The following is a 25,677-nucleotide window of genomic DNA, read 5'->3' as shown; positions in this document are numbered from 1 at the left end:
ACATATAGTAAATGAGCATTCCGAAGACGTTTTTAACGCCGTATCGCCGAAGCGCAGCAGATCGTAAACAGGTTCTCAGGCCGCCGCGCAATACATGATCGCCTGGGCGATGATGTTGTTCTGCCCCGCCGCCAGCGTGCTGTGCGCGCGGAACTGCTGCACCATCGCCTGCACCCGACGGTAGGTGTCGTAATTGGGCAACGGCCGGTAGGCGATGTCGACGTCCAGCCGTGCGGCCAACCTCTTGATGGTGGTCGGCTTGATGCAGACGTGTTGCTGCGGATCGCTGTAGGCGAGAAAGCAGCTCACCAGCGGCCACTTGGCGGCATTGGCCTTGCCGTCGTGGCGGCACAGCTGCAGCACCTCGACAAAATCGGCGAAGCTGGCCTCGTCGAAGCGGTACAGAAGCGCATACAGCGCCGCCACGAACGGGCGGTGTACGTCGCTGAACGCCAGGTAGTTGCGGAAGGCCATGCGCTCGAAGGTGCTGACCGTGGTGCAGCGGCTGACGATCTGGCGGCAAGTCTCGACTACCGCCGCCGTATTGCCGCTGTCGATGGCGGCGCGCAGCTGCGGCTCACCGAGGCCGTCGCGGCACAACTGCAGCACGCGCTCGATGCCGCGGTGCTTCTTGCCCAGCGCCAGCCACGCCTCGTCCTGCAAGCCGTGCGGGAAGCGCAACAGGAAATCATGCTCCAGCTGTTGATAGGCGTTGTGCTGCATCGACATTCCCCCGCGCAAGGTTGGCCGCAAGCCGGCGGCAGCGGCACATCAGGCGTGTTTGGTACCGAAGATCTTGTCGCCGGCATCGCCCAGGCCCGGGATGATGTAGCCGTGTTCGTTCAGGTGGCTGTCCAGCGACGCGGCCACGATTTGCACGTCCGGATGCGCGTCGTTCACGGCCTTCACGCCTTCCGGCGCGGCGACCATCACCACCGCCTTGATCTGCTTGCAGCCGTTGCGCTTGAGCAGGTCGATGGTGGCGATCAGCGAGCCGCCGGTGGCCAGCATCGGGTCGATGATCATCGCGATGCGCTCGTCGAGGTTGCCGACGAACTTCTCAAAGTAGGACACCGGCTCCAGGGTTTCCTCGTTGCGTGCGAGGCCGACCACGCTGATCTTGGCCGACGGCACCAGATCCAGCACGCCGTCCAGCATGCCGATGCCGGCGCGCAGGATGGGCACCACGGTCACTTTCTTGCCCTTGATCTGCTGTACTTCCATCGGGCCGCACCAGCCGTTGATGGTGACGGTTTCCAGTTCGAAATCGCGGGTGGCCTCGTAAGCCAGCAGGCGTGCCAGCTCCTGGGTCAGCAGGCGGAATTTCATGGTGCTGATGTCGCCCTCGCGCAGCAGGCCGAGCTTGTGCTGCACCAGGGGATGGTTGACGACGGTAATGTTCATGGCAGGATCCCAGACCTTGGCAAAAAGCGGCCGGGGAACCAGGTTCCCGCAAACCGCTTTCGGTAATCGATAAAACCGGCTGCACCAGGCGGTGCAGGCGTGAGGCATGGGGCGAGATTATACAATCATTTCAAACGCCCCGCTGTACGCCACACAGCGGGTTCACCCTTGCCCACCGCCGCGGACGGCGGATAACAAAACAGCCCGTGGCGCGAGGCACACGGGCTGTCGGAGAGCAGCAAAAACGGCTTAGTTGGCCAGGTCTTTCAGCACTTCCTGCAGTTCGCCGGACTGATACATCTCGTACATGATGTCGGAGCCGCCGAGGAACTCGCCGTTGACGTAAAGCTGGGGAATGGTCGGCCAGTTGGCGTACTCCTTGATGCCCTGGCGGATTTCCGGATCGGCCAGCACGTCGACGGTGACAAAGCTGTTCACGCCACAAGCCTTGAGGATCTGTACCGCACGGCCGGAAAAGCCGCACTGCGGGAACTGCGCCGAGCCCTTCATGAAAAGCACGACAGGGTTTTCGGTCACGGTCTGACGGATGGTGTCCTGAATCGACATGGTATTCCTCTTTCAAGTGGACGCGCCGGGCGCATACCCGACTAAATCAATGGGTTATTGTAGACCCGCTTCGGCTTCCGGCTCAAGTGCGGCATCCGCCACCCCGGCCTTGCGCTGCAATACCGCGGCAAAGAAGCCGTCGGTATTGTGCTGGTGCGGACGCAGCGCCAGATAGTCGCCGGTATCCAGCGGGATCTTCTGCTCGGCCAGCACCTGGTTGGCCGGCACCAGCTCGAACGCCGGGTTGGCCGCAAGGAAAGCCTCGACGATGGCCTGGTTTTCCTGTGGCAACAGGCTGCAGGTGGCGTACACCAGCCGGCCGCCGGCCTTCACCAGCCGCGCGGCGGAGGCGAGGATGGACTGCTGCTTGGCGTTGAGCTCGGCCACGCTGTCCGCGCTCTGGCGGTACTTGAGGTCCGGGTTGCGGCGCAGGGTGCCAAGGCCGGAGCACGGCGCATCGACCAGCACGCGGTCGGCCTTGCCGGCCAGACGCTTCACCTTGGTGTCGTTCTCGTGCGCGATCAGCGTGGTGTTGACGTTGGACAGGCCGGAACGCGCCATGCGCGGCTTGAAGTTGGCGAGGCGTTTTTCCGACACGTCGAACGCGTACAGTCGGCCGGTGGAGGCCATCTGCGCGCCCAGCAGCAGGGTCTTGCCGCCGGCGCCGGCGCAGAAATCGACCACCATCTCGCCACGACGGGCGCCGGTGAGCAGGCCCAGCAGCTGACTGCCCTCGTCCTGCACCTCGATGGCGCCACCGACGAACAGCGGATGTTTGGCCAGCGACGGCTTGCCCTTCAGGCGGATGCCGATCGGCGAGTACGGTGTCGCTTCGCAAGCGACGCCGGAATCCTGCAGCTGCACCAGCGCGTCGTCGCGCTTGAGCTTGAGGGTATTGACGCGGATGTCCAGCGGCGCGGCGGAAGCCAGGCCCTTGCCCAGCGCCACCACGTCTTCTTCCGGCATCGCGGGTAGCAGGTCCAGCACCCACTGCGGCAGTGCCGCGCGCGCGGTCAGTGCGTCCGGCAGCGGCGCGCCCTTCAGCGACGACAGCCATTCGCGCTCGGTTTCCTTGATGATGCCGTCCAGCTCGCGCAGGTTGGCACCGCCGATGCGCACCAGCGTGGCCAGCGCCAGCTTGCGGGTATTGGCACGTTGGCCGCACAGCGCGCGCAGCGTTTCCAGATGGCGCAGGCAGGCGAAGGCGGTTTCCGCGATCAGGTGGCGATCGGTGGCACCCAGCTTGCTGTTGGCACGGAAGTGGGCGGTGAGCACGGCGTCGGCCGGGCGGTCGAACTTCACCATCGCGAACAGCACCTGTTCGATCTGGTTGAATTGCTGCAGGTTAATTTTCATGTTTACTAGACCTTTGGGGTGACGATGGTGTCCACACTACCGCACCGTTAAATTCAATCAGTGTCGCGCGCAATTCTAAGCGCTTGTCGTTATCCGCCAGCATGATGCGGACGGGCAGATTGGCAAAGTCCGGCGCCAGCCAGAACTCGAACAAATCCTTGTCATTGCGGGCGCGCAGCACCGCTACACGCAGCGTGCCGCCCCCCGCCTCGAAATCCGTTTCACCGGCCAGCTGCAGCGCAAACTGGTACACCTTCTTGCCGGTGGTCACCTGCCGCGTCGCCGCGCCCGGCTGCTCGCCGCACAAGCCCAGCTCGAAGGCGAGGCTCAGCCAGTCCAGTGCGCCCGGCCGCAGCGGCGCCTGTTTCGCCTCCTTGTCGCCGTAGTCGAGCACACCGGCTGCCCAGTCGAAGCGGGCGTATTCGCGCGGCGCGTCGTTACGGCTGGCGCTGAAGCGCTGCGGCCGCAGGCCGTTGCGGCCAAGCTCGCCGTGCACCTCGTAGCGCAGCGTCGGGCCGATCAGCGGCTTGACCGTGGTGACGATGCGGTAGTCGCCGCCGCTGCGCTGCCAGTTCATCTCGCCGCGTCCCAGCGGCAAGCCGCTGCCCAGCAGCGTGTACTCCAGCCGCGCCGCATCGGGAAACCGCACCAGCTTCGGCGCGGGCGGCTCGGCAGGCTGTGCTGCCAAGGCTGCCGGTGCCGACGCCTCAGCCGCGCGGCCATCACTACCGGCCTGCGCCACCGGCGCTTCGGCAGCCGCCGGCGCGGCGACCGGTTTGGCCGGCACAGTCCTGGCCGGCGCAGTCCTGCCCTTGACGGGCTTCGCCGGCCGCGGCACCTGCGACGGCGGCGCCGAGGCGTCGGCCGCCACGCCATCCGCAGTGGCTGCGACCATCCCCAGCGCCGCCGGCGACGAGGCGTCGCCCTGCTCCGGCGCCATCGCCTGCAGGCTGATGCTCAGCTTGCGCAGCGGCGCCTCGTCCGGCGCGGCGCTGTCGAAGGACAGCAGGCTGCCGCCGAACAGCAGCAGATGCAGCAGCAGCGACGCCAGCAGCGCCAGCAACAACGGCCACCGCCAGCGCCGCCGCGCGGACATCATGTTCAGAGCACCGGCACCTGCAGCGCGAGGCCGGCGGCGGCGGCATCGACCCCGCCGATGCGGCCGTTGCGGATCTGCAGCTCGCCGGCGGCGAAGCGGCGCACCGCTTCCGGATACAGCCGGTGTTCCTGCTGCAGCACGCGGGCGGCCAGGGTGGTTTCGGTATCGTCATCCAGCACCGGCACCACCGCCTGCGCCACGATCGGGCCGTGGTCCAGCTCGGCGGTGACGAAATGCACGGTGCAGCCGGCCACCTTGCAGCCCATGTCGATGGCGCGCTGGTGGGTGTGCAGGCCGGGGAAAGACGGCAGCAGCGACGGATGGATGTTCAGCATCCGCCCCTCGTAACGCGCGGTGAATGCCGGCGTCAGGATGCGCATGAAGCCGGCCAGCACCACGAGATCGGGCTGGAAGGCGTCGATTTCTGCGGCCAAGCTTTCGTCGAAGGCTTCGCGGCTGGCGAACTGCTTGTGATCCAGACCGACGGTGGCGATGCCGCGCGCCGCCGCCCAGGCGAGGCCGGCGGCATCGGGACGGTTGGCAATCACCGCGGCAATGCGGGCGCCGGGGATGTCGGCATCGACAATGGCCTGCATGTTGGAGCCACGGCCGGAGATCAGGATTACGATGTTTTTCATGTCTGCAATTCAGCTAGGTCTTGCCGGCAGCCGGTGCGCCACAGCAGGGGCGTCACCGCGAGCAGGACCACATTCAATAAGTACTCGCTCGGGCTGCGCCCGAGAAATGACAAACGCCGCCAGCAGTGCCAGCGGCGCCGGTCACATCAGCTCAGGCGCTCAGGCAACCTGGGTCTGATGCTCGTCACCGTTACGCGCACGGATCACACCGATACGCGACACGGTTTCACCCTGCTCGGTCAGGAAGGCCGCCGCGGCGTCGGCATCGGCCGCGTCCACGATCACCACCATGCCGATACCGCAGTTGAAGGTGCGATACATTTCCTGCGCATCGACATTGCCTTCGGCCTGCAGCCACTGGAACAGCTTCGGCAGCTCCCAGCTCTTGGCGTCGATCTGTGCCACGGTGTTTTCCGGCAGCACGCGCGGGGTGTTCTCGGTGATACCGCCACCGGTGATGTGTGCCATGCCCTTCACGGTCAGCTTCTCCATCAGCGCCAAGAGCGGCTTGACGTAGATGCGGGTCGGGGCGATGACAGCCTGACGCAGGGTGGTGTCGCCTTCGAACGGCGCGTCCAGATCCGGTTGCGCGCGATCGATGATCTTGCGCACCAGGCTGTAGCCGTTGGAGTGCACGCCGTTGGATTTCAGGCCCAGCACGACGTCGCCCGGCTTGATGTCGCGACCGGTGATGACCTTGCTCTTTTCCACCACGCCGACGGCAAAGCCGGCGAGGTCGTATTCGCCCACCGGGTACATGCCCGGCATTTCGGCGGTTTCACCGCCGATCAGTGCGCAGCCCGCCTGTTCGCAACCCTGGGCGATGCCCTTGATCACGTCGGTGGCTTGCGGCACGTCCAGTTTGCCGCAGGCGAAGTAGTCCAAAAAGAACAGCGGCTCGGCGCCCTGCACCAGAATGTCGTTGACACTCATGGCCACCAAGTCGATGCCGACGGTATCATGCTGGTTCCAGTCGAAGGCCAGCTTCAACTTGGTACCGACACCGTCCGTGCCGGAAACCAGCACCGGCTCCTTGTATTTCTTGGAGATTTCCACCAGTGCGCCGAAACCGCCGAGGCCACCGAGGACTTCGGGACGCATGGTGCGTTTGGCAAACGGCTTGATGTTTTCGACGAGCGCGTCACCGGCATCAATATCGACACCGGCATCGCGGTAACTGAGGGACGTGGTATTCAAGGTCTACTCGCTTTCTGCTAACGTGATCGTTTTCCTGCTGCGACAAACGGGCTCTTGGCCCGAAGCGCCTGTATTTTAACTGAAAAGCCGATGGAACGCTCCCGCACAAACTATCTTCCGTGGTTGATTGTCGCTATCACCCTCGCCGGCGCGGTATGGCTGCTTGACCGGCTGTCCGCGGTGCTGACACCTTTTGTCACCGCCATCGTGCTCGCCTACATCCTCGACCCGGCCGTCGATTACCTGCAAAAACACGGCTTATCGCGCATTTTGTCGCTTGTTTGCGTGATGTTCGCCGGATTTTTCGCCATCCTTGCACTACTGCTGATCGTGATCCCGATGCTGGTCAGCCAGGGCCATGCGCTGGTGGAACGGCTACCGGCGATGGTGGATTTCATCCAGCAGCAGGCGCTGCCGCGGCTGAACCAGCTGCTCGGCACCAAGCTGAGCCTGGACACGCAAAGCTGGCGCAATACGCTAAGCAGCAATACCGGCAGTCTGCGCCAGCTGCTGGCCAAGCTGGCGCCGCAGCTGGGTTACGGCGGCGCGCTGCTGCTGACCATGCTCGCCAATCTCAGCCTGCTGCCGGTGCTGCTGTTCTATTTCCTGCACGACTGGGACCAGATGGTCGCGCGTGTCGGTACGCTGGTGCCGCGACGCTGGGCGCCGGAGGTTGGCCGCATCGCCCGCGAGCTGGACGAGGTGCTGGGCCAGTTCCTGCGCGGCCAGCTGTCGGTGATGCTGCTGATGGCCATCATCTACGGCGGCGGCCTCGCGCTGGTGGGGCTGGAGTCCGGCCTTGCCATCGGCATCGTCGCCGGCCTGCTGGTGTTCATCCCCTACGTCGGCGCCTTTCTCGGCCTGCTGCTGGCGACGCTGGCCGCCATCCTGCAGTACAACGGCTTCAGCGGACTGGTGCTGGTATGGAGCGTGTTCGTGGTCGGCCAGACGCTGGAAAGCTTCCTGATCACGCCCTACCTGGTGGGCGAGCGCATCGGCCTGTCGCCGGTGACGGTGATCTTCGCGCTGATGGCCTTCGGCGAGCTGATGGGCTTCGTCGGCGTGCTGCTGGCGCTGCCGCTGGCCGCCATCAGCGTGGTGCTGGCGCGTCATCTGGTGCAGCGTTATTTCAACAGCGGCTTTTATCAGCGTAAAATCGATTCCTGACTCTATTTAGAACCTTGCCGCATGTTGGATCAGCTCGTCCTCGACCTCAGCCCCACGCCCCTGCCCGGGTTTGACAACTTTCTTGCCCAGCGCAACAGCGAAATCATCGCCGCGCTGACTGCGGAAGGCGGGGAGCGCTTCGTCTACCTGTGGGGCGAACCCGGCTGCGGCAAGACCCACCTGCTGCAGGCCTGGATCGCCCACGCCGAACTGCTCGGCCGCGCCTCGATCTACCTCGACGCCAAGCACGAGCAGCTGCCCGACTTCGCCCGCGAGGCCAGCTTCATCGCCGTCGACCATGTCGACGAACTGGCACCGGACGACCAGATCATGCTGTTCTCGATCTACAACTCGCTGAAGCAAAGCGGCGAAGGCCGCCTGCTGATGGCCGGACACCAGCCCCCGATGCAGGCGCCGGTGCGCGACGACCTGCGCACCCGCCTCGGCTGGGGCCTGGTGTTCGAGGTGAAGGCGCTGTCCGACGACGACAAGCTGGCCGCCCTGCGCCATCACGCCGCCGAGCGCCAGCTGGCCATCGGCGACGACGTGTTCCGCTACCTGCTCACCCACTGGCGCCGCGACCTGTCCAGCCTGATCGGCATGCTGGACATGCTCGACCGCTACTCGCTGGCCATGCGCCGCCCGATCACGGTGCCGCTGGTCAAGAACGTGTTACAAACCGCCCCCACCGAAAGCTGAAACACCATGAATCTTGCCCTGTTTGACCTGGACAACACCCTGATCATTGGCGACTCCGACAGCGAATGGCCGAAATTCCTGATCAAACGCGGCATCCTCGACGCCGAGCACCACGCGCGACAGAACGACTACTTCTACGAGCAGTACAAGGCCGGCACGCTGGACATCTACGAATTCCTCGACTTCCAGCTCTCGCCGCTGACCCGCTTCAGCCGCAGCGAGCTGGACACCCTGCACGCCGCCTACCTGGAAGAGCACATCAAGCCCATCATCCCGCAGAAGGCGCGCGACTTGCTGGCGGCGCACTTCGCCCAGGGTGACGAGGTGATGATCATCACCGCCACCAACCGCTTCATCACCGGCCCCATCGCCCGCGAACTGGGCGTGGCCCACCTGATCGCGGTGGAGCTGGAAGAGGACGAGCAAGGCAACTTCACCGGCAAGCCGACCGGCACGCCCAGCTTCCAGGAAGGCAAGATCACCCGCCTCAACGAATGGTTGGCCGCACGCGGCGAAACGCTGGCCAGCTACGACAAGGTGTTCTTCTACAGCGACTCGCGCAACGACCTGCCGCTCTTGTCCATCGTCAGCAACCCGGTCGCAGTCGATGCCGACGACACCCTGAAAGTGCACGCCGAAGCCCACGGCTGGCCGGTCATCACCCTGCGCGACTGACACGGCACGGAGCCAGCATGCCGATCGACACTTTCCGCACCGCCACCAGCGACGACGCCGACGCCATCGCCGATCTCGTCAACCGGGCCTACCGCCCGTCCGCCGGCACCGCCGGCTGGACACACGAGAGCGGGCTGGTGACCGGCGACCGTACCGATGCGGCGCAGGTGCGACTCACGCTGGCGCAAGCCAACGGCCGCATCCTGCTGGGGCTGCAACAGACACGACTGTGCGCCTGCGTCAACGTGGTCGCGGACGGTGGCGGCTGCTATATCGGCATGCTGGCGGTCGACCCGGCGATCCAGGGCGGCGGGCTGGGCAAGCGGATGCTGGCCCACGCCGAACAGTTCGCGCGCCAGCACTTCCAGGCGAGCTACTGCCACATGACGGTACTGTCGGCGCGGCCGGAGTTGCTGGCCTACTATCTGCGCCGCGGCTACCGCCAGACCGGCGAATACCTGCCCTTCCCGCACGACGCCAACGCCGGCACGCCGCTGTGCGAGCTGCAGATCGAAGTGCTGCGCAAACCCCTGACCGACTGAAACAAGGGCGCCCGATGGACAAACTCGAAGCCTTTCTCGCCCGCGCCGAAGCGATGCTGGCACGACTGGAACCGCTGCTGCCGCCGGCCGTGCCGGACACCGACTGGAGCGCACCGGCCTTCCGCTGGCGTCGCCTCGGCGCCAGCGCCTGGCTGGAAGCCATCCACCAGCCGCACAGCGTGGCGCTGGACGAACTGATCCACATCGAACGCCAGAAGCAGCGGCTGCTGCGCAACACCGAGCAGTTTCTCGCCGGCCGCCCGGCCAACAACGTGCTGCTCACCGGCGCGCGCGGCACCGGCAAGTCGTCGCTGATCAAGGCGCTGCTGGGCCAGTACGCGGCGCAGGGCCTGCGCGTGATCGAGGTCGACAAAGCGCAGCTGCCCGACCTCGCGCAGATCGTCGATGCCGTCGCTGCGCGGCCGGAGCGCTTCATCCTGTTCTGCGACGACCTGTCGTTCGAGGAAGGCGAAGATAGCTACAAGGCGCTGAAATCGGCGCTGGACGGCGGCCTCGCGCGGCGTGCGGCCAACCTTTTGGTGTACGCCACCTCCAACCGTCGCCACCTGATGCCGGAAAAGGCCAGCGAGAACCGCGAAGGCTGGCTCAAGGACGGCGAGATCCACCCCGGCGAGACCACCGAGGAAAAAGTGTCGCTATCCGACCGCTTCGGGCTGTGGCTGTCGTTCTACCCGTTCGACCAGGACGCCTACCTCGCCGCCGTGGCCGGCTGGCTGGCGCACTTCGGCCTCAAGCACGGCAAGCACAGCGAACGCGCCGCGTTGCAGTGGAGCCAGCTGCGCGGCAGCCGCTCCGGCCGCGTCGCCTACCAGTTCGCCTGCGACTGGGCCGGGCGCAGCAGCAAGGAGCGCCGCGCCGAGTGAAGCCCCTGCCGAGTGCCAGACGGCGCCCTGCGCCCGAACGTGGACAGCACAATGTATGCAACGCAATTCGGGCGCCGCGCGGTAAAAATGCACGGCGCTTGGCGCGATGCAATATCATGTCAGCGATCCGGCGCCGGCCGGCCTGCACGCTGTCGCCATCCGGCCCCCTGCGCCTGCGCGCAGCCGAACAACCCTCTTCTCCGCCCCATTTCAGGAAGTTTTGCTTATGAATGTCATCATTGGTTATGTGATCACGCTGGGCTGTATCTTCGGCGCCTACATCGTTCACGGCGGGAACATGATGGTGATCATCCATGCGCTGCCCACCGAATTGCTGGCGATTCTGGGCGGCGCCCTCGGCGCCTTTGTGGTCAGCAACCAGGGCAAGACGCTGAAAGCGGTCAAGGCCGCACTGCCGGGCGCGTTCAAGGGCTCCAAGTACACCAAGGCACGCTACATGGAGCTGCTGTCGCTGCTGTACGAGATCATGGTCAAGATCCGCAAGGAAGGCCTGATGGCGATCGAGAACGACGTCGAGCACCCGCACGACAGTCCGCTGTTCAGCAAGTATCCGAACATCGCCAACGACCACCACGTGATCGAATTCCTCACCGACTACCTGCGCATCATGGTGTCCGGCAACCTCAACGCCTTCGAGATCGAGAACCTGATGGACAACGAGATCGAGACTCACCACCACGAGGCGGCGATGCCGGCCGCGGCGGTGACCAAGCTGGGTGACGCGCTGCCGGCGTTCGGTATCGTGGCGGCGGTGCTGGGCGTGGTGAACACCATGGGCTCGGTCGGCCAGCCACCGGCCATTCTCGGCGGCATGATCGGCAGCGCGCTGGTCGGTACCTTCCTCGGCATTCTGCTGGCCTACGGCGTGGTGTCGCCGCTGGGTTCCTTGCTGGAACAGAAGGTCGAGGACAGCACCAAGGAATTCCACTGCATCAAGACCACGCTGCTGGCCAGCCTGCAAGGCTATGCGCCGCAAAGCGCGATCGAATTCGGCCGCAAGGTGCTGTACTCCACCGAACGCCCGTCGTTCAACGAGCTGGAACAGCACGTCAAAGGCGCCAAATGATCCTGCTGGCCCGTCACGCCGCCGCTGCCTGTCAGCGGCGGCGTTTTGCATGTCGCCCTTCCCTATCGCAATACCTCACCCGGGATCCCGATCATGTCTGAATCCAAACCTGTCATTTCCGTTGTCGCCGGCGCACTGATGCGCCCCGATGGCAGCTTCATGCTCGGCAGCCGCCCCGACGGCAAGCCCTACGCCGGCTACTGGGAATTCCCCGGCGGCAAGGTCGAAGCGGGCGAAACGCCGCTGGCCGCGCTGGTGCGCGAATTCCGCGAGGAGATGGGTATCGAGATCAGCCACGCCACGCCGTGGCTGACACGCACCCACCACTACGAACATGCCTCGGTGCACCTGAGCTTCTTCCGCGTCTGGGCGTGGCAGGGCACGCCGCAGCCGCACGAAGGCCAGTCCTTTGCCTGGCAGACGCCCGGCCACCACAGCGTCACGCCGATGCTGCCGGCCAACGACCCGGTGCTGCGCTCGCTGCAGCTGCCGGACGTGTTGCAGATCAGCTGCGTCGGCGAGTGCGGCCGCGACCACACGCTGGAAGTGCTGGCGCAGCGCGACGATCCGGGCTGGGTCATCGTGCGCGAGCCACAAAAAAGCCGCGACCAGCTGGCCGACTTTGTCGCCGAAGTGGCCGACATCGTCCACCCCAAGGGCGGCAAGCTGCTGGTCAACACCGACCCGGCGTGGATCAAGGGCTGGCCGGTGGACGGCCTGCACCTGAGCGGCCAAAGGTTGGCCGCTCAGGACGAGCGCCCGCCGCACCTGGCCTGGGTCGGCGCCTCGGCGCACAGCAGCGCGGAACTGGCGCGCGCCGCGGCGCTGGGCCTCGACTACGCGTTGCTCGGCCACGTGCAGCCCACCGCCAGCCACCCGCAACAAGCAGCACTGGGCTGGGACGGCTTCGCCCGCCTGCTGCAGGACGACATCCCGCTACCGGTCTTCGCCATCGGCGGTCTGCAGGCGGCGGATCTGGATACGGCCCGCCAGCACGGCGCACACGGCATCGCGCTGATGCGGGGGGCATGGCGATGAAGGCACTCAGCCGCAGGCAATGGCAGTTCGTCGCGCTGGCACTGCTGGTGTTCGCCGCGCTCAAGGTAGCGCTGATCACCTGGTATCTGCAGCATCGCCAGCCCGCCGCGCCCGCCGTCACCAGCGTCAGCTGCAGCACGCTGCAGCAGGGCTGCACGCTGCCGGACGGCAGCGTGCTGCGTTTTGCCGACGCCCCGCGCCAGCGCAGCCCGTTCACGCTGACGCTGAGCAAGCAAGGCAGCGAGGCACCGACGGCGGAATTCTCGATGCAGGACATGGACATGGGTTTCAACCGCTACCGCTTCGTCGATGGCGGCGATCACTGGCAGGCGCGCGTCACGCTGCCTGCCTGCGTCAGCGGCAGCCCGGACTGGCTGCTGGACCTGCACCAGGGCGACCACACCTACCGCATCGCCTTCCGTGCCGGCTGATCTGGCACACTCCTTGCTAACCATTACCCTGCTCCACGGAGCGACAGGTGTTGTTCTTCGTTTATCGCGTGGTCCGATCGACCAAACGCTCGGTTGACGAAGTTTTTTTGCACAATAGTGGTGCAGCAAAGCCACCCGAATTGGTGCAATGCGCCAATTCGGGGCTTCTTTTCCGGATGGTCACACGGCGTCGGCACGACGACGTGCAGGGTTTGATAGAGGGAGAACCAGAACGGCTCAGCCGTCATCTCAACAAGGCAAGGTTGGCCGCAAGCGATTGCGGCCAACCTTTTCCTTTTTGGGGCCGCCACACCGGCCGCTCGCCCATCAGGACGGCTGCGTGCCCACCAGGTAACGCTTGCTCATCTGGCGGAACAGCTCGGTGCCGGATACCTGCAGCGCCTCGAACAGCACCATCTCGCGCGTCACCAGCACCGCCCCGGCATCGCGCATGCGCTGCAGGCCATAGTCGCGGTCGATCTGGCTGCGGCTGGACACCGCGTCCGCCACCACGAACACCTGCTTGCCGTGCGCCAAGAGCTCCAGCACCGTCTGCAACACGCAGACATGGGTCTCCATGCCGCACACCACTACCTGCGGCCGCTGCAACAAGTCCGGCGGCAGGCACTGGCTGGCGACGCAGGAGAAATGCAGCTTGCTCACCACCGCGGCACCCGGCGCCGCCGCCAGCAGCGTCGGCGCGGTATGGCCCAGTCCCTGCGGATACTGCTCGGAAAACACCACCGGCAGGCCGACATCGTGTGCCGCCGCAATCAGCCAGCGGCAGCGCGCCAGCATCCCTTCCGCATCCAGCACCGCCGGCAGCAGTTTTTCCTGGATGTCCACCACCAGCAGGGTGGCCCGTTCCTTGTCGATCAGCATGATTTCTCCTCCATGGCTGCAAACAGCTTAACCGCTTGCCATAAACAAGGGCAAACCCCTGATGGGAAAGCGTTTGTGTTGTGGCAACATCGGAGCTGACCCAGAACAGAACAGGCCGGCCACGGCCACACGGAGAGTCTCATGCTGCAAGGTGCCTACCGCGAATTCCATCAACGCATTCTGGAAGTGCTACCCGCGCGCCGGGTGTTCAGCGACCCGCTGTCGACGCTGGCCTACGGCACCGATGCCTCCTGCTACCGGCTGACGCCCAAGATCGTCATCAAGACCGAGCACGAGGACGAGGTACGCACCATCCTGCGCGAGGCGGCCAACCTGCAGCTGCCGGTGACCTTCCGCGCGGCCGGCACCTCGCTGTCCGGCCAGGCAGTCAGCGACTCCATCCTGGTAGTGGCCAGTCACGGCTGGAAGAAGCTGCAGGTACTGGACGACGGCCGCGCCATCCGCCTGCAGCCGGGGGTGATCGGCGCCGAGGCCAATGCCGCGCTGCTGCCCTACGGCCGCAAGATCGGCCCCGACCCAGCCACCATCAATTCCGCCATGATCGGCGGCATCGTCAACAACAACTCCAGCGGCATGTGCTGCGGCACCGCCGAAAACAGCTACCAGACGCTGAAGTCGCTACGCCTGCTGCTGGCCGACGGCACGCTGCTGGACAGCGGAGACGCCGCCAGCGTGGCGGCGTTCCGCGTCAGCCACGCCGGCCTGCTGGCACAGTTGGCCGCACTGCGCCAACGCGTGCTGGACAACGCCGATCTGGCGGCCAAGATCCGCCGCAAGTACAAGATGAAGAACACCACCGGCTACAGCCTTAACGCGTTGCTGGATTTTGCCGATCCGGTGGAGATGCTGACGCACCTGCTGGTGGGCAGCGAAGGCACGCTGGCCTTCGTGTCCGAGGTGACCTACCACAGCGTGGTGGAACACCCGCACAAGGCATCGGCACTGGTGTTCTACAGCAGCATCAAGGCCGCTTGCGACGCGATTGCCATCCTGGCACAGCACAAGGACGTGGTGTCGTCGGCCGAGCTGCTGGACCGCGCCAGCCTGAAATCGGTGGAGAACAAGGCCGGGGTGCCGGAGTTCATCAAGACACTGGGGCCGGACGCCGCCGCCATCCTGATGGAAACCCGTGCCGCCAGCCCGGAGGCGATTGCGGCCAACGTGGCGGCCATCAGCGGCTTTATCCAGCACATCGCCACCGAAACCGGTATCCGCTTTACCAGCGATGTGGCCGAGTACACCCAGTACTGGAACATCCGCAAGGGCATGTTCCCCAGCGTGGGGGCGATGCGCGCGGCGGAGACCACGGTGATCATCGAGGACGTGGCCTTCCCGATCGAGCATCTGGCCGAGGGCACGCTGAAGCTGCAGGCGCTGTTCAAGCAGTACCACTACGACGAGGCGATCATTTTCGGCCATGCGCTGGAAGGCAACCTGCACTTCGTGTTCACCCCCAACTTCAGCGGTGCGGAGGAAATCGCCCGCTACGAGGCGTTCATCGACGCAGTATGCCAGCTGGTGGCGGTGGAATACGAAGGCGCGCTGAAGGCCGAGCACGGCACCGGCCGCAATATGGCGCCGTTCGTGGAAATGGAATGGGGCCCGGCCGCCTATCGCCTGATGCAGGAGATCAAGGCGCTGTTCGACCCGCAGGGCATCCTCAACCCGGACGTGATCATCACCCACGACAAGCTGCTGCACGTGCGCGACCTGAAGCCGATTCCGGCGGTGGGCCCGCTGATCGACAAGTGCATCGAGTGCGGCTTCTGCGAAGTGATGTGCCCCAGCCGCGCCATCACCCTCACCCCGCGCCAGCGCATCGTCGCCAACCGCGAGATGGCGCTACTGGAAAAGCAGGGCGACAGCGAGCGGCTGGCCGAGATCCAGGCCGCCTACCAGTACGCCGGCGATGAAACCTGTACCACCTGCGGGCTGTGCGAAACCGCCTGCCCGGTCGGTATCAACACCGGTAGCCTGACCAGCCTGATCCGCGAGGCGCAGCTGTCCGACATCGGCTGGGCCACCGCCAACACGCTGGCCGACAACTTCGCCACCGCCGCCAGCGGCGCCAAGCTGGGGCTGAAGGCGCTGGACACGCTGCACGCGGTAGCTGGAGACACCGCCACCGGCGCCATCATGCGCGGCCTGCGCAAGGTAGTTGGCCGCAAGATTCCGCGCTGGACGCCGTACTTCCCGCGTGCCGCCGGCAAGCTGCAATTGGCCGCCGGCCAGGCCGGCAGCGCACGCAAGGTGGTGTACCTGCCATCCTGCCTGACCCGCACCTTCGTGCCGTCCGCCAAGGCACCGGACGCGCGGCCGCTGAACGAAGTGGTGGCCTCGGTGCTGAACAAGGCCGGCTACGCGCTGCTGTACCCGGACAATCTGGCCAATCTGTGCTGCGGTACGCCGTTCAAGTCCAAGGGCGCGACCGAGGCGGCACAGAAGAAGGTGAACGAGGTGGAGGCCGCGCTGCTGGCCGCCAGCGACAACGGCCGCTGGCCGGTGATCATCGACAACGGCGTGTGTACCGCGGCGCTGCTGGACGGCGTGCAGGACAAGCGGCTGCGCATTGTGGATGTGACGACTTTTGTACAAGAAGAAGCGGCACAGTACCTGCAGTTCAGCCCGCAGGACGAAACCGTGGCGCTGCACGTGGTGTGCTCGATGCGCAAGAAAGGCCAGTCCGCCACCCTCAACGCGCTGGCCAGACGCTGCGCCAAGACGGTGATCGAACCGGCCGGTATTACCTGCTGCGGCTTTGCCGGCGACAAGGGTTTTTCTCACCCGGAGCTGAACGAAAGTGCGCTGACAGGGCTGCAACAACAGGTGGCCGGCTGCTGCGGCGGCTTCTCCACCAGTGCCACCTGCGAGATCGGCCTGTCCAGCCACAGCGGCATCCCCTACCAGCACCTGATGGTGCTGGTAGATAGCGCGACCCAACCGCAGCGCTAAGCCGTAGCCCCCCCACTGCCCGTGCCGGTCACAACGTTGGCCGCACGGGCTTTGTCATTCGGAGCCGCCGCGTGGCATGCTGTGACGCTCGATGCCGCCCGCCATTGCCACCGGCCCGCCAACCCGAAAGCCCGTCCATGCACTACGCCAGCCCACGCCCTGCTTTCCGCCCCCCGTCCCGCTATCACCGCCTGCCCTTGGCGCCGCTCGCGCAGTGAACGCGATGCAAGCACATCGTCTGCGCCGCACGCTGGGTTACCTGTGGGCGGCGCCCTGCTCGCTACTGGGCCTGCTGCTGGCCTTGCCGCTGCTGCTGTGCGGCGCTCGTGCCGGCCGCCAGCAGGGCGCGCTGGAGATCGCGCTGTGGCCGGATGACAAAGTGCGACGGCTGCCGTTCGCCGCCATCACCTTCGGCCACGTGATCATTGGCCAGAACCGGCAGCTGCTGGCGCGACTGCGCGCACACGAGCAGGTGCATGTGCGCCAGTACCAGCGCTGGGGCGTGCTGTTTCTGCTCGCCTATTCCGCCGCCAGCCTGTGGCTGTGGCTGCGCGGCAAGCGGCCGTACCGGGACAATCCGTTCGAAGTGGAAGCGCGCCGCCTGGGAGACGGGCAACAGGATTGACGCTGCGGCCAAGGTTGGCCGCAAAACAAAAGCCCCGCGCGGGCGGGGCCATTCTGCAGCAGACGGTATCGGTCTAGCGTTTGCCGAAGTGATACGGCGACAGCTTGTAGTACGGGTTCAGCGGATGCCAGCCGGACAGCACCTTGCCGTGGTGAAAACGCGGCCGGATCGCGCCGCTGACAAAGGCCAGCACGCCACCAAACAGCGGAAAAACAAAGAATAATAACAATACTGCAGCAATTACCAGTTCCATCATCGCGCCCTCCTGTGATCTGTTGGCATTATGCGCCAACACAGGCAAATGGGCGTTCGAGAACAGGACATTGACGTTGTGCAATGCGACATAAACCGAGATGACTGATAGCCGGCCATGAAAAAAGCCGCCCGAAGGCGGCTTTTCTTGCGCGGCGTATCGTTGCTTAAACAGCAGGAACGATAACAACCTTGATCGCAACCACAACGTCGTGATGCAGGGCGATTTCGACGTCGTACTCGCCGATGGCCTTCAGCGGGCCGTTTGGCAGACGAACTTCGAAACGCTTGATCGCTACGCCGAAAGCGGTAACCGCTTCAGCAACGTCAACGTTGGTTACGGAGCCGAACAGGCGGCCATCAACACCGGCTTTTTGCGCGATGGTAACGGTAGCTTCGTTCAGTTTTTCAGCGCGGACTTTGGCGTCTGCCAGAATTTCAGCCTGTTTGGCTTCCAGCTCGGCACGGCGAGCTTCGAATTCTTTCAGGTTGGCTTCAGTTGCACGCTTGGCTTTGCCTTGCGGGATCAGGAAGTTACGGGCGTAGCCGTTCTTCACGTTTACCACGTCACCCAGGGTACCCAGGTTGGCGACTTGTTCGAGCAGAATGATTTGCATCTTGTCGGTCCTTTCCCGGTCTTAGTGCTGGTCAGTGAATGGCAGGAAAGCCAGGAAGCGCGCGCGCTTGATAGCTTCTGTCAGTTGACGCTGGTAGCCAGCCTTGGTGCCGGTGATACGAGCCGGGATGATTTTGCCGTTTTCGGCGATGAAGTCTTTCAGCAGATCGACGGACTTGTAGTCGATTACTTTGATGCCTTCCGCGGTGAAGCGGCAGAACTTCTTGCGCTTGAAGAGTTGACGTGCCATTTGATTAACCTTTTACAAATTCAACGTGTTCGATATGCAGAACCAACCGGGGATTACGCAAACTGCGCTGACTGAGAAAACCGGTGCACTGCACCACATTTCCTGCCATCTTTCCTGCCATCTTTCTGGCGCCTTCCCCCAGCAGCACGGCCTGTATTTCACAGACCACATCACGTTCCAGGTTGGCCGCGCTCTGGCGGGATTGATGTCTGAGCCACATTTCCAGCACCGGCAAGCCGGCGGGCGTGCATCTCAGCGAGTCTTCGCGTTCGACCGTAGCGGTCAGTTCAATTCGGTTCTGCAAGGAATCGGTTACCGCCAATTAGGCAGAAACTTCAGCCTCGGCTGCAGCTGGCTGGTTTTCCAGCAAGCTCTTCGCCTTTTCGTCCTTCATCATCGGGGATGCTTCGACGATAGCGTGATTCATCTTGATGGTCAGGTGACGCAGAACGGCGTCGTTGAACTTGAAGGCGTGTTCGATTTCAGCCAGGGTCGCTGGTTCGCATTCAACGTTCATCAGCACGTAGTGAGCTTTGTGAACTTTCTGGATCGGGTAAGCCAGTTGACGACGGCCCCAGTCTTCCAGACGGTGAATCTGACCGCCAGCGTTCAGGACCATGCCCTTGTAACGCTCGACCATGGCGCCAACCTGTTCGCTCTGATCCGGATGGACGATGAACACGATTTCGTAGTGCCGCATGTGAACTCCTTGTGGCTATAAAACCCTTCGTCATGCGTAATAGCGAAGGGCAAGGGTTAAAAGCTGAAGATTGTACGGACTTATGCGCCGTGCCGCAATGTCGCGGCACGTTTTGCGCGCTTTTGCCCGGCAAGTTGTGGCAAAGCGCTCAGCCGATCACGTCGAAACCGGCGTTTTCGATGGCGCTACGCAGCGCACCTTCGTCGGCGCTGCCGTCGTGCTGCACGCTGACGCGCTTGGCGGCGAGGTCGACCTCCACTTCGGTCACGCCGGCCACGCTGGCCAGTGCCTTCTTGACGCTGTTGGCGCAGCCGCCGCAGGTCATGCCGTCGACGGTCAGGATCAGGTTTGTCATTTCGTTCTCCAGTCGGAAAGTGTGTTAACGCATTTTCTTGAGCAGGGCCATCACCTCGGCGATGGCCTCGTCGCTGTTGCCTTCGTTCACCGCCCGGGCCACGCAGCCCTTGAGGTGGCTTTCCAGCAGCTGCTGCGCCACCGCGTCCAGCGCCGAGCGCGCGGCGGCGATCTGGGTCAGCACGTCGACGCAGTAGCGGTCGGCGTCGATCATGCCGGCCACGCCGCGCACCTGGCCTTCCAGCCGCGCCAGCCGTTTCAGCAGCGCGGCCTTGTCCGGCTGCACCACGCGCTTGTCGCTGCAGCAGTCATGTTGCGGGTCGTCCATGGTTTACCTCGGCAAAAAGTCGATTTGCGCCATCATGCCCTGGTCTTCGTGCTCCAGGATGTGGCAGTGGTACATGCGCAGGCCCGGCAGCGCCTGCACGAAACGCAAGCGCACCATCTCGCCGGCCGGCACGTTGACCACGTCGCGCCAGGCGAGGAAGGGCTCATCCTCCCAGATGCCGTCCACGCTGCGCGCCAGCACCTGGAACTGGGTGCCGTGCAGGTGGAAGGGATGGTCCATGTGCGCGTCGGCCACCACTTCCCACTCCTCGATGCGGCCAACCTCGCCGGTGCCGTCGATGCGGTGCATGTCGTAGCTGCGGCCGTTGATCAGGAACGGCGCGCGGGCATCGGCCATGTTTTCCGACAGCACGATGCGGCGACGGTGGCCGGGCGTGCCCAGCGGCGCGATGTCGCGCAGCGTGGCCGGCAGCGCCAGGGTTGGCCGCATGCCGTGCTCGACGACGCTGGCCAGCGTTTCGTCCTGCGTCTGTTCCGCGTGCATGCGCTTGCCGCGCACATAGGGCTGGCTGATGAGGCCGGCCGGCTTGTCGGCGTGAAAGCGGCCGGTGACCACCACCTCGGCACGCTCGCCCGGCGACAGCAGCAGGCTGTCGATGTCGCGCGGCGCGGCCAGCAGGCCGCCGTCGCTGCCGACCAGCTGCAGCTCGTGTGCCGGCAGCGCCAGCTTGATGATGCGACTGCTGCTGGCATTCCAGATGCGCCAGCGCTGACGCTCGCCGCGGGCCAGCGCGATCTGCGGCTGCCAGGCACCGTTGATCAGCAGGAACTGGCCTTCGCGGCCGTCGTGCAGGTCGGCCATGTCGTTGGCCGCAATCTGGCCGTTGTCGTCCAGCTTGAGGTCGGACAGCAGCAGGTGTTTTTCCGGCAGGTGGCGCAGCGGGTCGCGCCTGCTGCGGATGATGACGGCACCGGCCAGGCCGCGGTACGCCTGTTCCGCGGTATGGCCATGCGGGTGCGGGTGATACCAGTAGCTGCCGGCGCAGTCGTCCGGCAGGCGGAAGCGGTAACGGCGGCTGCCACCGGGCGGCACCGGGTCGTGCGGGTTGCCGTCCTGCTCCGGCGGCACCGGCATGCCGTGCCAGTGGAGGGTGGTCGGCTGCGGCAGCCGGTTGTCGAAGGCGATCTCGACCTCGTCGCCCTCCCACAGCTCCAGCAGCGGACCGGGCACGCTGTCGTTGTAAGCCCAGAACGTGGTACGGCGCTGGTCGCCCCACAGGGCCACCGGTACCGGCGCGGCGGCAAGACGGCCAACAAACTGCCCGCTAGCGGCGGCCTGGTTGGCCAAGGGCTGCAAGGCCGGCAACGGCTCGCCGCGCGGCAAGCTCAGGTCACTGCCGCTCTTGCTGGCGGCGGCAGGCGCCATGCTGTGACCCATGGCCGCGTGGTCCATCCCCGCATGATCCACGGCGGTATGTTCAGGCGCGGCACTATCGGCCCACGCGCCACGGCTGACAAACGGCAGGCCGGCCAGCACACTGCCGGCCTGCAGGAAAAAGCGACGATCCATCACGGACTCCTGTTCAATAGCCATCATCTTATACCCCCATAAGGTATATAGACAATGACCGTGCGCGCGGCGACAAGTTCGGCTGCGCGACAGGCCGGCGCCCCGGGTGCGGGGCAAGAAAAAGGCCGCAACGCGTGCACGTTGCGGCCAACCCTGCATCCGGCGAGGCGGCGGCTTACGACGCCTTCAGCACCCGCTGGCGGCGGCTTTCGGACAGCACCATGCCGGCGGACACCGACACGTTCAGGCTCTCGACGGTGCCGAACATCGGGATCGACACCAGCACGTCGCAGTGTTCGCGCGTCAGGCGGCGCATGCCCTCGCCCTCGGCGCCCATCACCCACGCCAGCGGGCCGCTGCCGTCGAAGTGATACAGGTCGGTGCTGCCTTCCATGTCGGTACCGGCGATCCACAACCCGGCGTCCTTCAGGTCGCGCAACGTGCGCGCGAGGTTGGTGACGGTGATGTAGGGCACCACCTCGGCGGCGCCGCAGGCCACTTTCGATACCGTCGCGTTCAGCGTCGCGGAGCGGTCCTTCGGCGCGATCACCGCGTGCGCGCCCATGGCGTCGGCCACGCGCAGGCAGGCGCCAAGGTTGTGCGGGTCGGTCACGCCGTCGAGGATCAGCAGCAGCGGCGGCTCGGACAGGTTTTCCAGCACGTCGTCGAGGGTGACGAAGTTCTGGTTGGCGTCGATCATCGCCACCACGCCCTGGTGGCGCGCCTTGCCGGTCATGCTGTCCAGGCGGTCCTTGTCGACGATGTGCGCCTTCACGCCCTCGGCGGCGGCTTTCTCCAGCACCGCCTGCGCGCGCACGTCCTGACGGCCGCCGGCCAGAAAGATTTCCAGTACGCTTTTCGGGTTTTGCCACAGGCGGGCATTGACGGCATGGAAGCCGTGAATGAGTTTCTTGTTGCTCACGAGGCATCACCAGTAAAAATCAAGCGCGCATTGTAACGCTTTATTCGCCCGCGCATGACGGCTCAGGCCAGACTGGCCTGGCAGCGCTGCTGGTGCTTGCGCAGCCAGCCGGCAAGGTTGGCTGCAGGCAGCGGCTTGCTGAAGTAGTAGCCCTGCAGGATCGCGCAGCCGTTGAGGCGCAGGAAGGCGCCCTGTTCCGCGGTCTCCACGCCTTCGGCGATCACCGTGTAGTGCAGCTTGCGTGCCATCGCGATGATGGCCTCGGTGATGGCGGCGCTGTCCTCGTCGCCGGGCAGGCCCTCGATGAAGGAGCGGTCGATCTTCAGGTAGTCCAGCGGGAAGCGCTTCAGGTTGGACAGCGAGGAGTAACCGGTGCCGAAGTCGTCGATCGACAGCCTCACCCCCAGCGCCTTCAGCTCGCCCAGCAGCAGCACCGCCTCCTGCGGGTTCTGCATCAGCATGCTCTCGGTGATCTCCAGATCCAGCCGCGCCGGCTCCAGTCCGGTGCTGGCCAGCACCTCGGCCACGTCGTGCAGCAGGCTCTGCTGTTCGAACTGGCGCGCCGACAGGTTCACCGCCAGCCGCGGAATGGCCAGCCCCTCCGCGTCCCATTCCGTCATCTGGCGGCAGGCCTCGCGCAGCACCCAGGCGCCGATAGGCTTGATCAGGCCGGTTTCCTCCGCCAGCGGGATGAAGCGCGCCGGCGACACCAGCCCCAGGTGCGGGTGGCGCCAGCGGATCAGCGCCTCGACCCCGACCAGCTGGTGATCGTCGCAGGCCACCTGCGGTTGGTAGTGCAGCTCGAACTCGCCCCGCTCCAGCGCCTGGCGCAGGCCGCTTTCCATCAGCAGGCGCTCGAAGGTCTGCGCGTTCATCTGCGCGTCGAAGAACTGGTAGGTGTTCTTGCCGGCTTCCTTGGCGCGGTACATCGCGGCGTCGGCGTTCTTCAGCAGCGCGGCGGCGTCGACGCCGTCGTTGGGATAGACGCTGATGCCGATGCTGCCGCTGACGAACACCTCGTGGCTTTCCACCCGCATCGGCCGCGCCAGCGCGTGCAGCACCTCTTCCGCCATCCGCGCCAGCGTCTCGTGGTTGTCGAAATCGCGCACCAGCAGGGTGAACTCGTCACCGCCCAGGCGCGCCACCATGCCGAAGCGCTCCGCCGCCTGCAGCAGCCGTCCCGCGATCTCGTGCAGCACCTCGTCGCCGGCCTGGTGGCCGAAGGAGTCGTTGATCAGCTTGAAACGGTCGAGGTCGATGAACATCAGCGCCATGCTCGGCAGCGCCTCGTCCGGGCTGGCGATGGCGCTGTCCAGCGCCTCGATCAGCGCCGAGCGGTTCGGCAGCCGCGTCAGCGGGTCGTGGCTGGCGAGGAACTGCAGCCGGTCTTCCGCCAGCTTGCGGCCGGTGATGTCGGAGAACACGCCGACGTAGTGCGACAGCGTGCCGTGGGCATCACGCACCGCGCTGATCGACAGCTCGGCGGTGTACGGCTCGCCGCACTTGCGGCGGTCGAACATCTCGCCCTTCCAGAAGCCCTGCTGGTTGAGGGCGTCGATCAGCGGCTTGTTGCGCTCACGGTTGGCGGTTTTCAGCATGCGCGAGGTGCGGCCGATGGCCTCGTCGGAAGTAAAGCCGGTGATGCGGGTAAAGGCCTTGTTGACCATCACCACCGCGCCGTCGCCGTCGGTGACCAGGATGCCTTCGGTGGCGTTGTCGAACACCGTTGCGGCCAACCTCAGCTCGGCGCTGGCGGCCACGCGCTCGGAGATATCCATCACCACGCCGATGAGCGCCTTACTGCCCTGGTAGTCGAACAGGCGGCTGTGGATCTCGACGTCGACGATGTCGCCGCTCCGGTGCAGCAGCCGCGTGCTGTAGTGCATCACCTGGATGTTCTCGCGCAAACGACGGCGGATCTGCAGGCGGATGCGCTCGTCCTCGCCGGCGACCAGCACCGAGGTGATCGGGCGGCCGAGCAAGTCCTCCGCCGCGTAGCCGACCAGGTCGGACAGCTTGGGATTGACGTAGACCAGGGTGTCGCCCTGCACGATGTAGATGCCGATCAGCGACTGCTCCACCACCGCGCGGTATTTTTCCATCGCCTCGTGGCGCAGGCGTTCTTCTTCCTCGCGCTGGCTGATATCGACCGAGATGCTGCCGACGCCGGCCGGCAGGCCGTCGCTGTCGAACAGCGGGAACACGCTGGACAGCATCAGGTAGTTCTTGCCGCCGCTGCTGATGCGCTGCTCGAACTGGCGCGACTCCAGGCTGTGCATCACCTGCTGGTCGTGGCTGTTGATGCGGGCGGCTTCGTCAGCGTCGAACACGTCGCGCGAGTTCTTGCCCTTGAAGTGCTCGGCCGGCAGGCCGAACAGGCGGGCAAAGTTGAGGTTCACCAGCAGGTAGCGGCCGTTGGTGTCCTTCAGCGTCATCAGGCTGGTGCTCTGGTTGAGCAGGGATTCGAATTGCGCACGCACGTCGCGCAGCAGGCGTTCGCGGCGGCGGTAGAGATCGCCCATCACCGCCACGCCGCACAGCAGGCCGGCACACAGCGCCGTGGTCAGCGCCGCCCGGGTCTCCTGCAGCACCGCCCAGCCCGGCACGCCCAGGCGCAGGGGCAGCGACAGCAGCAGCAGGGCCAGCGCCAGTAGCGCGCTCTGGCCGACGCTGCCGTAACGCGGCGCGGCGAATACCAGCAACGGCAACATCAGAATCAGGCTGTACAGCAGTTGCGGCTGACCGGACGGCAACCACAGCAGCGCAAAGCCGCCGCTCATCAGCGCGCCCAGCCACAGCGTGCGCAGCTGCATCGCGCTGCCTGGTGCCGGCGTGAACAGCAGGCCGCAGAACAGCAGCAGCGACAGCCACGCCAGCGCGAACCAGCCCAGCCACTGCAGCGGCGACGCCGGCGAGGCCAGCGCCAGCGGCAGCACGAGCAGCAGCGCCGGCAGGCACAGGCGCAGCATCAGCCGCTCGATGCCGAAGGCGCTGTACAGGCGGAAATGGCGGGCGGGCAGCACCTGGCGCAACACCAGCAGCGGCAGGCACAGCGTGGCGCTCCACACCAGCGCCGACAGCGGCGGCATCAGCCACAGCGCGGCGGCCACGGCCGGCACGCACCAGGCCAGGCCGGCGCGCAGGCCGGCACTACCGGTGCGCCACGCCAGCGCCCCGTGCGACAGGAACATCGCCGGCAACAAGGGCGCGGCCAACTGCGCGGGCCACGCATAAATGCCGGCCACGAAAACGACGAACGCCAGCACGGCGTTCCGGGTTTGTCTCTCCACTGCTCCCCTACCCTTATCAGCTGATGGCGTATGGCCTGCCCGCCCGGCAGAGGGCCGGGAAAACAGTGTTTCCTGAGTGAAAACGTACGCGGGTAATACCCCGGACTTTATCTATATTGGTTGACCGTCTTGCGCGGCCATGTAGCCCGGTGGCGTTGCTATAATACCCGC

28 protein-coding genes are annotated in these 25,677 nt (G+C 65.3%); 10 read left to right on the top strand and 18 right to left on the bottom strand.

Annotated features, from left to right (window positions below):
• Positions 1-75 precede the first annotated feature (75 nt).
• From PQU96_RS02430 to purM, 7 genes are all read right to left on the bottom strand, one after another.
• Complete coding sequence (locus PQU96_RS02430) at positions 76-723, bottom strand: hypothetical protein (RefSeq protein ID WP_272770663.1); 648 nt, start codon at positions 721-723, stop codon at positions 76-78.
• A 48-nt stretch (positions 724-771) separates the two neighbouring features.
• Entirely contained in the window at positions 772-1,404 is a 633-nt protein-coding gene (gene upp, locus PQU96_RS02425; protein ID WP_189372712.1) for a uracil phosphoribosyltransferase, read from the bottom strand.
• A 249-nt stretch (positions 1,405-1,653) separates the two neighbouring features.
• The gene (gene grxD / locus PQU96_RS02420) at positions 1,654-1,971 is read right to left on the bottom strand and encodes a Grx4 family monothiol glutaredoxin (protein ID WP_272770662.1); all 318 of its coding nucleotides are present in this window, start codon (positions 1,969-1,971) and stop codon (positions 1,654-1,656) included.
• Between the two features lie 54 nt (positions 1,972-2,025).
• Positions 2,026-3,321: an RsmB/NOP family class I SAM-dependent RNA methyltransferase gene (locus tag PQU96_RS02415; RefSeq protein WP_373316260.1), complete on the bottom strand. Its 1,296-nt coding sequence runs from the start codon at positions 3,319-3,321 to the stop codon at positions 2,026-2,028.
• The gene (locus tag PQU96_RS02410) at positions 3,317-4,426 is read right to left on the bottom strand and encodes a DUF3108 domain-containing protein (RefSeq protein WP_272770660.1); all 1,110 of its coding nucleotides are present in this window, start codon (positions 4,424-4,426) and stop codon (positions 3,317-3,319) included. The genes PQU96_RS02415 and PQU96_RS02410 overlap by 5 nt, the downstream gene beginning before the upstream one ends.
• A 2-nt stretch (positions 4,427-4,428) precedes the next feature.
• Positions 4,429-5,064: a phosphoribosylglycinamide formyltransferase gene (purN, locus tag PQU96_RS02405; protein WP_272770659.1), complete on the bottom strand. Its 636-nt coding sequence runs from the start codon at positions 5,062-5,064 to the stop codon at positions 4,429-4,431.
• Between the two features lie 159 nt (positions 5,065-5,223).
• On the bottom strand, positions 5,224-6,261 hold the full coding sequence (gene purM, locus PQU96_RS02400) for a phosphoribosylformylglycinamidine cyclo-ligase (protein WP_189372717.1): 1,038 nt from the start codon (positions 6,259-6,261) through the stop codon (positions 5,224-5,226).
• 90 nt (positions 6,262-6,351) lie between these two features.
• Between purM and PQU96_RS02395 the strand changes: the two genes are divergently transcribed.
• The 8 genes from PQU96_RS02395 (at position 6,352) to PQU96_RS02360 (ending at position 12,784) form a co-directional block, all read left to right on the top strand.
• Positions 6,352-7,428, top strand: coding sequence for an AI-2E family transporter (locus PQU96_RS02395; RefSeq protein WP_272770658.1), 1,077 nt, complete (start codon positions 6,352-6,354; stop codon positions 7,426-7,428).
• A 21-nt stretch (positions 7,429-7,449) separates the two neighbouring features.
• A complete protein-coding gene (hda, locus tag PQU96_RS02390; RefSeq protein WP_189372719.1) occupies positions 7,450-8,127 on the top strand; it encodes a DnaA regulatory inactivator Hda in 678 nt (225 codons plus the stop codon).
• Between the two features lie 6 nt (positions 8,128-8,133).
• Complete coding sequence (locus PQU96_RS02385; protein WP_272770657.1) at positions 8,134-8,802, top strand: histidinol-phosphatase; 669 nt, start codon at positions 8,134-8,136, stop codon at positions 8,800-8,802.
• A 17-nt stretch (positions 8,803-8,819) separates the two neighbouring features.
• Positions 8,820-9,344 carry a GNAT family N-acetyltransferase gene (locus tag PQU96_RS02380; RefSeq protein WP_272770656.1) on the top strand — a complete coding sequence of 175 codons (525 nt, stop codon included), beginning with the start codon at positions 8,820-8,822 and terminating at the stop codon, positions 9,342-9,344.
• A 14-nt stretch (positions 9,345-9,358) separates the two neighbouring features.
• On the top strand, positions 9,359-10,228 hold the full coding sequence (locus PQU96_RS02375; RefSeq protein ID WP_272770655.1) for an ATP-binding protein: 870 nt from the start codon (positions 9,359-9,361) through the stop codon (positions 10,226-10,228).
• A 226-nt stretch (positions 10,229-10,454) separates the two neighbouring features.
• Entirely contained in the window at positions 10,455-11,315 is an 861-nt protein-coding gene (gene motA, locus PQU96_RS02370; RefSeq protein WP_272770654.1) for a flagellar motor stator protein MotA, read from the top strand.
• Between the two features lie 90 nt (positions 11,316-11,405).
• On the top strand, positions 11,406-12,353 hold the full coding sequence (locus PQU96_RS02365; RefSeq protein ID WP_308446619.1) for a Nudix family hydrolase: 948 nt from the start codon (positions 11,406-11,408) through the stop codon (positions 12,351-12,353).
• Entirely contained in the window at positions 12,350-12,784 is a 435-nt protein-coding gene (locus PQU96_RS02360) for a hypothetical protein (protein ID WP_272770652.1), read from the top strand. The genes PQU96_RS02365 and PQU96_RS02360 overlap by 4 nt, the downstream gene beginning before the upstream one ends.
• A 327-nt stretch (positions 12,785-13,111) precedes the next feature.
• On the opposite strand, the gene PQU96_RS02355 is transcribed toward PQU96_RS02360, so the two are convergent.
• On the bottom strand, positions 13,112-13,666 hold the full coding sequence (locus PQU96_RS02355; protein WP_272770651.1) for a hydrolase: 555 nt from the start codon (positions 13,664-13,666) through the stop codon (positions 13,112-13,114).
• 141 nt (positions 13,667-13,807) lie between these two features.
• Here PQU96_RS02355 and PQU96_RS02350 point away from each other — a divergent pair, with 141 nt between their 5' ends.
• Positions 13,808-16,639, top strand: a complete 2,832-nt coding sequence (locus PQU96_RS02350; RefSeq protein ID WP_272770650.1) for an FAD-binding and (Fe-S)-binding domain-containing protein — start codon at positions 13,808-13,810, stop codon at positions 16,637-16,639.
• Between the two features lie 223 nt (positions 16,640-16,862).
• Positions 16,863-17,264, top strand: coding sequence for a hypothetical protein (locus tag PQU96_RS02345; RefSeq protein WP_272770649.1), 402 nt, complete (start codon positions 16,863-16,865; stop codon positions 17,262-17,264).
• Between the two features lie 73 nt (positions 17,265-17,337).
• Here PQU96_RS02345 and PQU96_RS02340 read toward each other — a convergent pair whose 3' ends face one another.
• The 10 genes from PQU96_RS02340 to PQU96_RS02295 all read right to left on the bottom strand — a co-directional run bounded on the left by PQU96_RS02340 (position 17,338) and on the right by PQU96_RS02295 (position 25,482).
• A complete protein-coding gene (locus PQU96_RS02340) occupies positions 17,338-17,706 on the bottom strand; it encodes a hypothetical protein (protein WP_272770648.1) in 369 nt (122 codons plus the stop codon).
• Positions 17,684-18,133 (bottom strand): 50S ribosomal protein L9, encoded by a 450-nt coding sequence (gene rplI / locus PQU96_RS02335; RefSeq protein ID WP_272770647.1) that lies wholly within the window; start codon positions 18,131-18,133, stop codon positions 17,684-17,686. Before rplI ends, PQU96_RS02340 begins: the two co-directional genes overlap by 23 nt.
• A 21-nt stretch (positions 18,134-18,154) precedes the next feature.
• Positions 18,155-18,382 (bottom strand): 30S ribosomal protein S18, encoded by a 228-nt coding sequence (gene rpsR / locus PQU96_RS02330; protein WP_047967360.1) that lies wholly within the window; start codon positions 18,380-18,382, stop codon positions 18,155-18,157.
• 4 nt (positions 18,383-18,386) lie between these two features.
• A complete protein-coding gene (gene priB / locus PQU96_RS02325; RefSeq protein WP_272770646.1) occupies positions 18,387-18,704 on the bottom strand; it encodes a primosomal replication protein N in 318 nt (105 codons plus the stop codon).
• Positions 18,705-19,082 carry a 30S ribosomal protein S6 gene (gene rpsF, locus PQU96_RS02320; RefSeq protein ID WP_272770645.1) on the bottom strand — a complete coding sequence of 126 codons (378 nt, stop codon included), beginning with the start codon at positions 19,080-19,082 and terminating at the stop codon, positions 18,705-18,707.
• A gap of 148 nt (positions 19,083-19,230) precedes the next feature.
• Complete coding sequence (locus PQU96_RS02315) at positions 19,231-19,437, bottom strand: heavy-metal-associated domain-containing protein (protein WP_272770644.1); 207 nt, start codon at positions 19,435-19,437, stop codon at positions 19,231-19,233.
• A 24-nt stretch (positions 19,438-19,461) separates the two neighbouring features.
• Positions 19,462-19,764, bottom strand: a complete 303-nt coding sequence (locus PQU96_RS02310; protein ID WP_189372733.1) for a metal-sensitive transcriptional regulator — start codon at positions 19,762-19,764, stop codon at positions 19,462-19,464.
• A 3-nt stretch (positions 19,765-19,767) separates the two neighbouring features.
• Positions 19,768-21,294 (bottom strand): multicopper oxidase family protein, encoded by a 1,527-nt coding sequence (locus PQU96_RS02305; protein WP_272770643.1) that lies wholly within the window; start codon positions 21,292-21,294, stop codon positions 19,768-19,770.
• A gap of 175 nt (positions 21,295-21,469) precedes the next feature.
• The gene (rlmB, locus tag PQU96_RS02300; RefSeq protein WP_272770642.1) at positions 21,470-22,216 is read right to left on the bottom strand and encodes a 23S rRNA (guanosine(2251)-2'-O)-methyltransferase RlmB; all 747 of its coding nucleotides are present in this window, start codon (positions 22,214-22,216) and stop codon (positions 21,470-21,472) included.
• Positions 22,217-22,278: 62 nt separating this feature from the next.
• Positions 22,279-25,482, bottom strand: a complete 3,204-nt coding sequence (locus PQU96_RS02295) for a sensor domain-containing protein (protein ID WP_272770641.1) — start codon at positions 25,480-25,482, stop codon at positions 22,279-22,281.
• Positions 25,483-25,677 lie beyond the last annotated feature (195 nt).

Source organism: Vogesella margarita, from assembly GCF_028548475.1.
Taxonomy (GTDB): Bacteria; Pseudomonadota; Gammaproteobacteria; order Burkholderiales; family Chromobacteriaceae; genus Vogesella; species Vogesella margarita.
This window is presented reverse-complemented; position numbering and strand designations above follow the sequence as displayed.

Excerpts from the sequence above, each read along its gene's own strand:
- PQU96_RS02430 (WP_272770663.1), bottom strand. The coding sequence starts at position 723 with ATGCAGCACAACGCCTATCAACAGCTGGAGCATGATTTCCTGTTGCGC.
- upp (WP_189372712.1), bottom strand. The coding sequence starts at position 1,404 with ATGAACATTACCGTCGTCAACCATCCCCTGGTGCAGCACAAGCTCGGC.
- grxD (WP_272770662.1), bottom strand. The coding sequence starts at position 1,971 with ATGTCGATTCAGGACACCATCCGTCAGACCGTGACCGAAAACCCTGTC.
- PQU96_RS02410 (WP_272770660.1), bottom strand. The coding sequence starts at position 4,426 with ATGATGTCCGCGCGGCGGCGCTGGCGGTGGCCGTTGTTGCTGGCGCTG.
- purN (WP_272770659.1), bottom strand. The coding sequence starts at position 5,064 with ATGAAAAACATCGTAATCCTGATCTCCGGCCGTGGCTCCAACATGCAG.
- PQU96_RS02395 (WP_272770658.1), top strand. The coding sequence starts at position 6,352 with ATGGAACGCTCCCGCACAAACTATCTTCCGTGGTTGATTGTCGCTATC.
- hda (WP_189372719.1), top strand. The coding sequence starts at position 7,450 with ATGTTGGATCAGCTCGTCCTCGACCTCAGCCCCACGCCCCTGCCCGGG.
- PQU96_RS02385 (WP_272770657.1), top strand. The coding sequence starts at position 8,134 with ATGAATCTTGCCCTGTTTGACCTGGACAACACCCTGATCATTGGCGAC.
- PQU96_RS02380 (WP_272770656.1), top strand. The coding sequence starts at position 8,820 with ATGCCGATCGACACTTTCCGCACCGCCACCAGCGACGACGCCGACGCC.
- PQU96_RS02375 (WP_272770655.1), top strand. The coding sequence starts at position 9,359 with ATGGACAAACTCGAAGCCTTTCTCGCCCGCGCCGAAGCGATGCTGGCA.
- motA (WP_272770654.1), top strand. The coding sequence starts at position 10,455 with ATGAATGTCATCATTGGTTATGTGATCACGCTGGGCTGTATCTTCGGC.
- PQU96_RS02360 (WP_272770652.1), top strand. The coding sequence starts at position 12,350 with ATGAAGGCACTCAGCCGCAGGCAATGGCAGTTCGTCGCGCTGGCACTG.
- PQU96_RS02355 (WP_272770651.1), bottom strand. The coding sequence starts at position 13,666 with ATGCTGATCGACAAGGAACGGGCCACCCTGCTGGTGGTGGACATCCAG.
- PQU96_RS02350 (WP_272770650.1), top strand. The coding sequence starts at position 13,808 with ATGCTGCAAGGTGCCTACCGCGAATTCCATCAACGCATTCTGGAAGTG.
- PQU96_RS02345 (WP_272770649.1), top strand. The coding sequence starts at position 16,863 with ATGCAAGCACATCGTCTGCGCCGCACGCTGGGTTACCTGTGGGCGGCG.
- rplI (WP_272770647.1), bottom strand. The coding sequence starts at position 18,133 with ATGCAAATCATTCTGCTCGAACAAGTCGCCAACCTGGGTACCCTGGGT.
- rpsR (WP_047967360.1), bottom strand. The coding sequence starts at position 18,382 with ATGGCACGTCAACTCTTCAAGCGCAAGAAGTTCTGCCGCTTCACCGCG.
- rpsF (WP_272770645.1), bottom strand. The coding sequence starts at position 19,082 with ATGCGGCACTACGAAATCGTGTTCATCGTCCATCCGGATCAGAGCGAA.
- PQU96_RS02315 (WP_272770644.1), bottom strand. The coding sequence starts at position 19,437 with ATGACAAACCTGATCCTGACCGTCGACGGCATGACCTGCGGCGGCTGC.
- PQU96_RS02310 (WP_189372733.1), bottom strand. The coding sequence starts at position 19,764 with ATGGACGACCCGCAACATGACTGCTGCAGCGACAAGCGCGTGGTGCAG.
- PQU96_RS02305 (WP_272770643.1), bottom strand. The coding sequence starts at position 21,294 with ATGGATCGTCGCTTTTTCCTGCAGGCCGGCAGTGTGCTGGCCGGCCTG.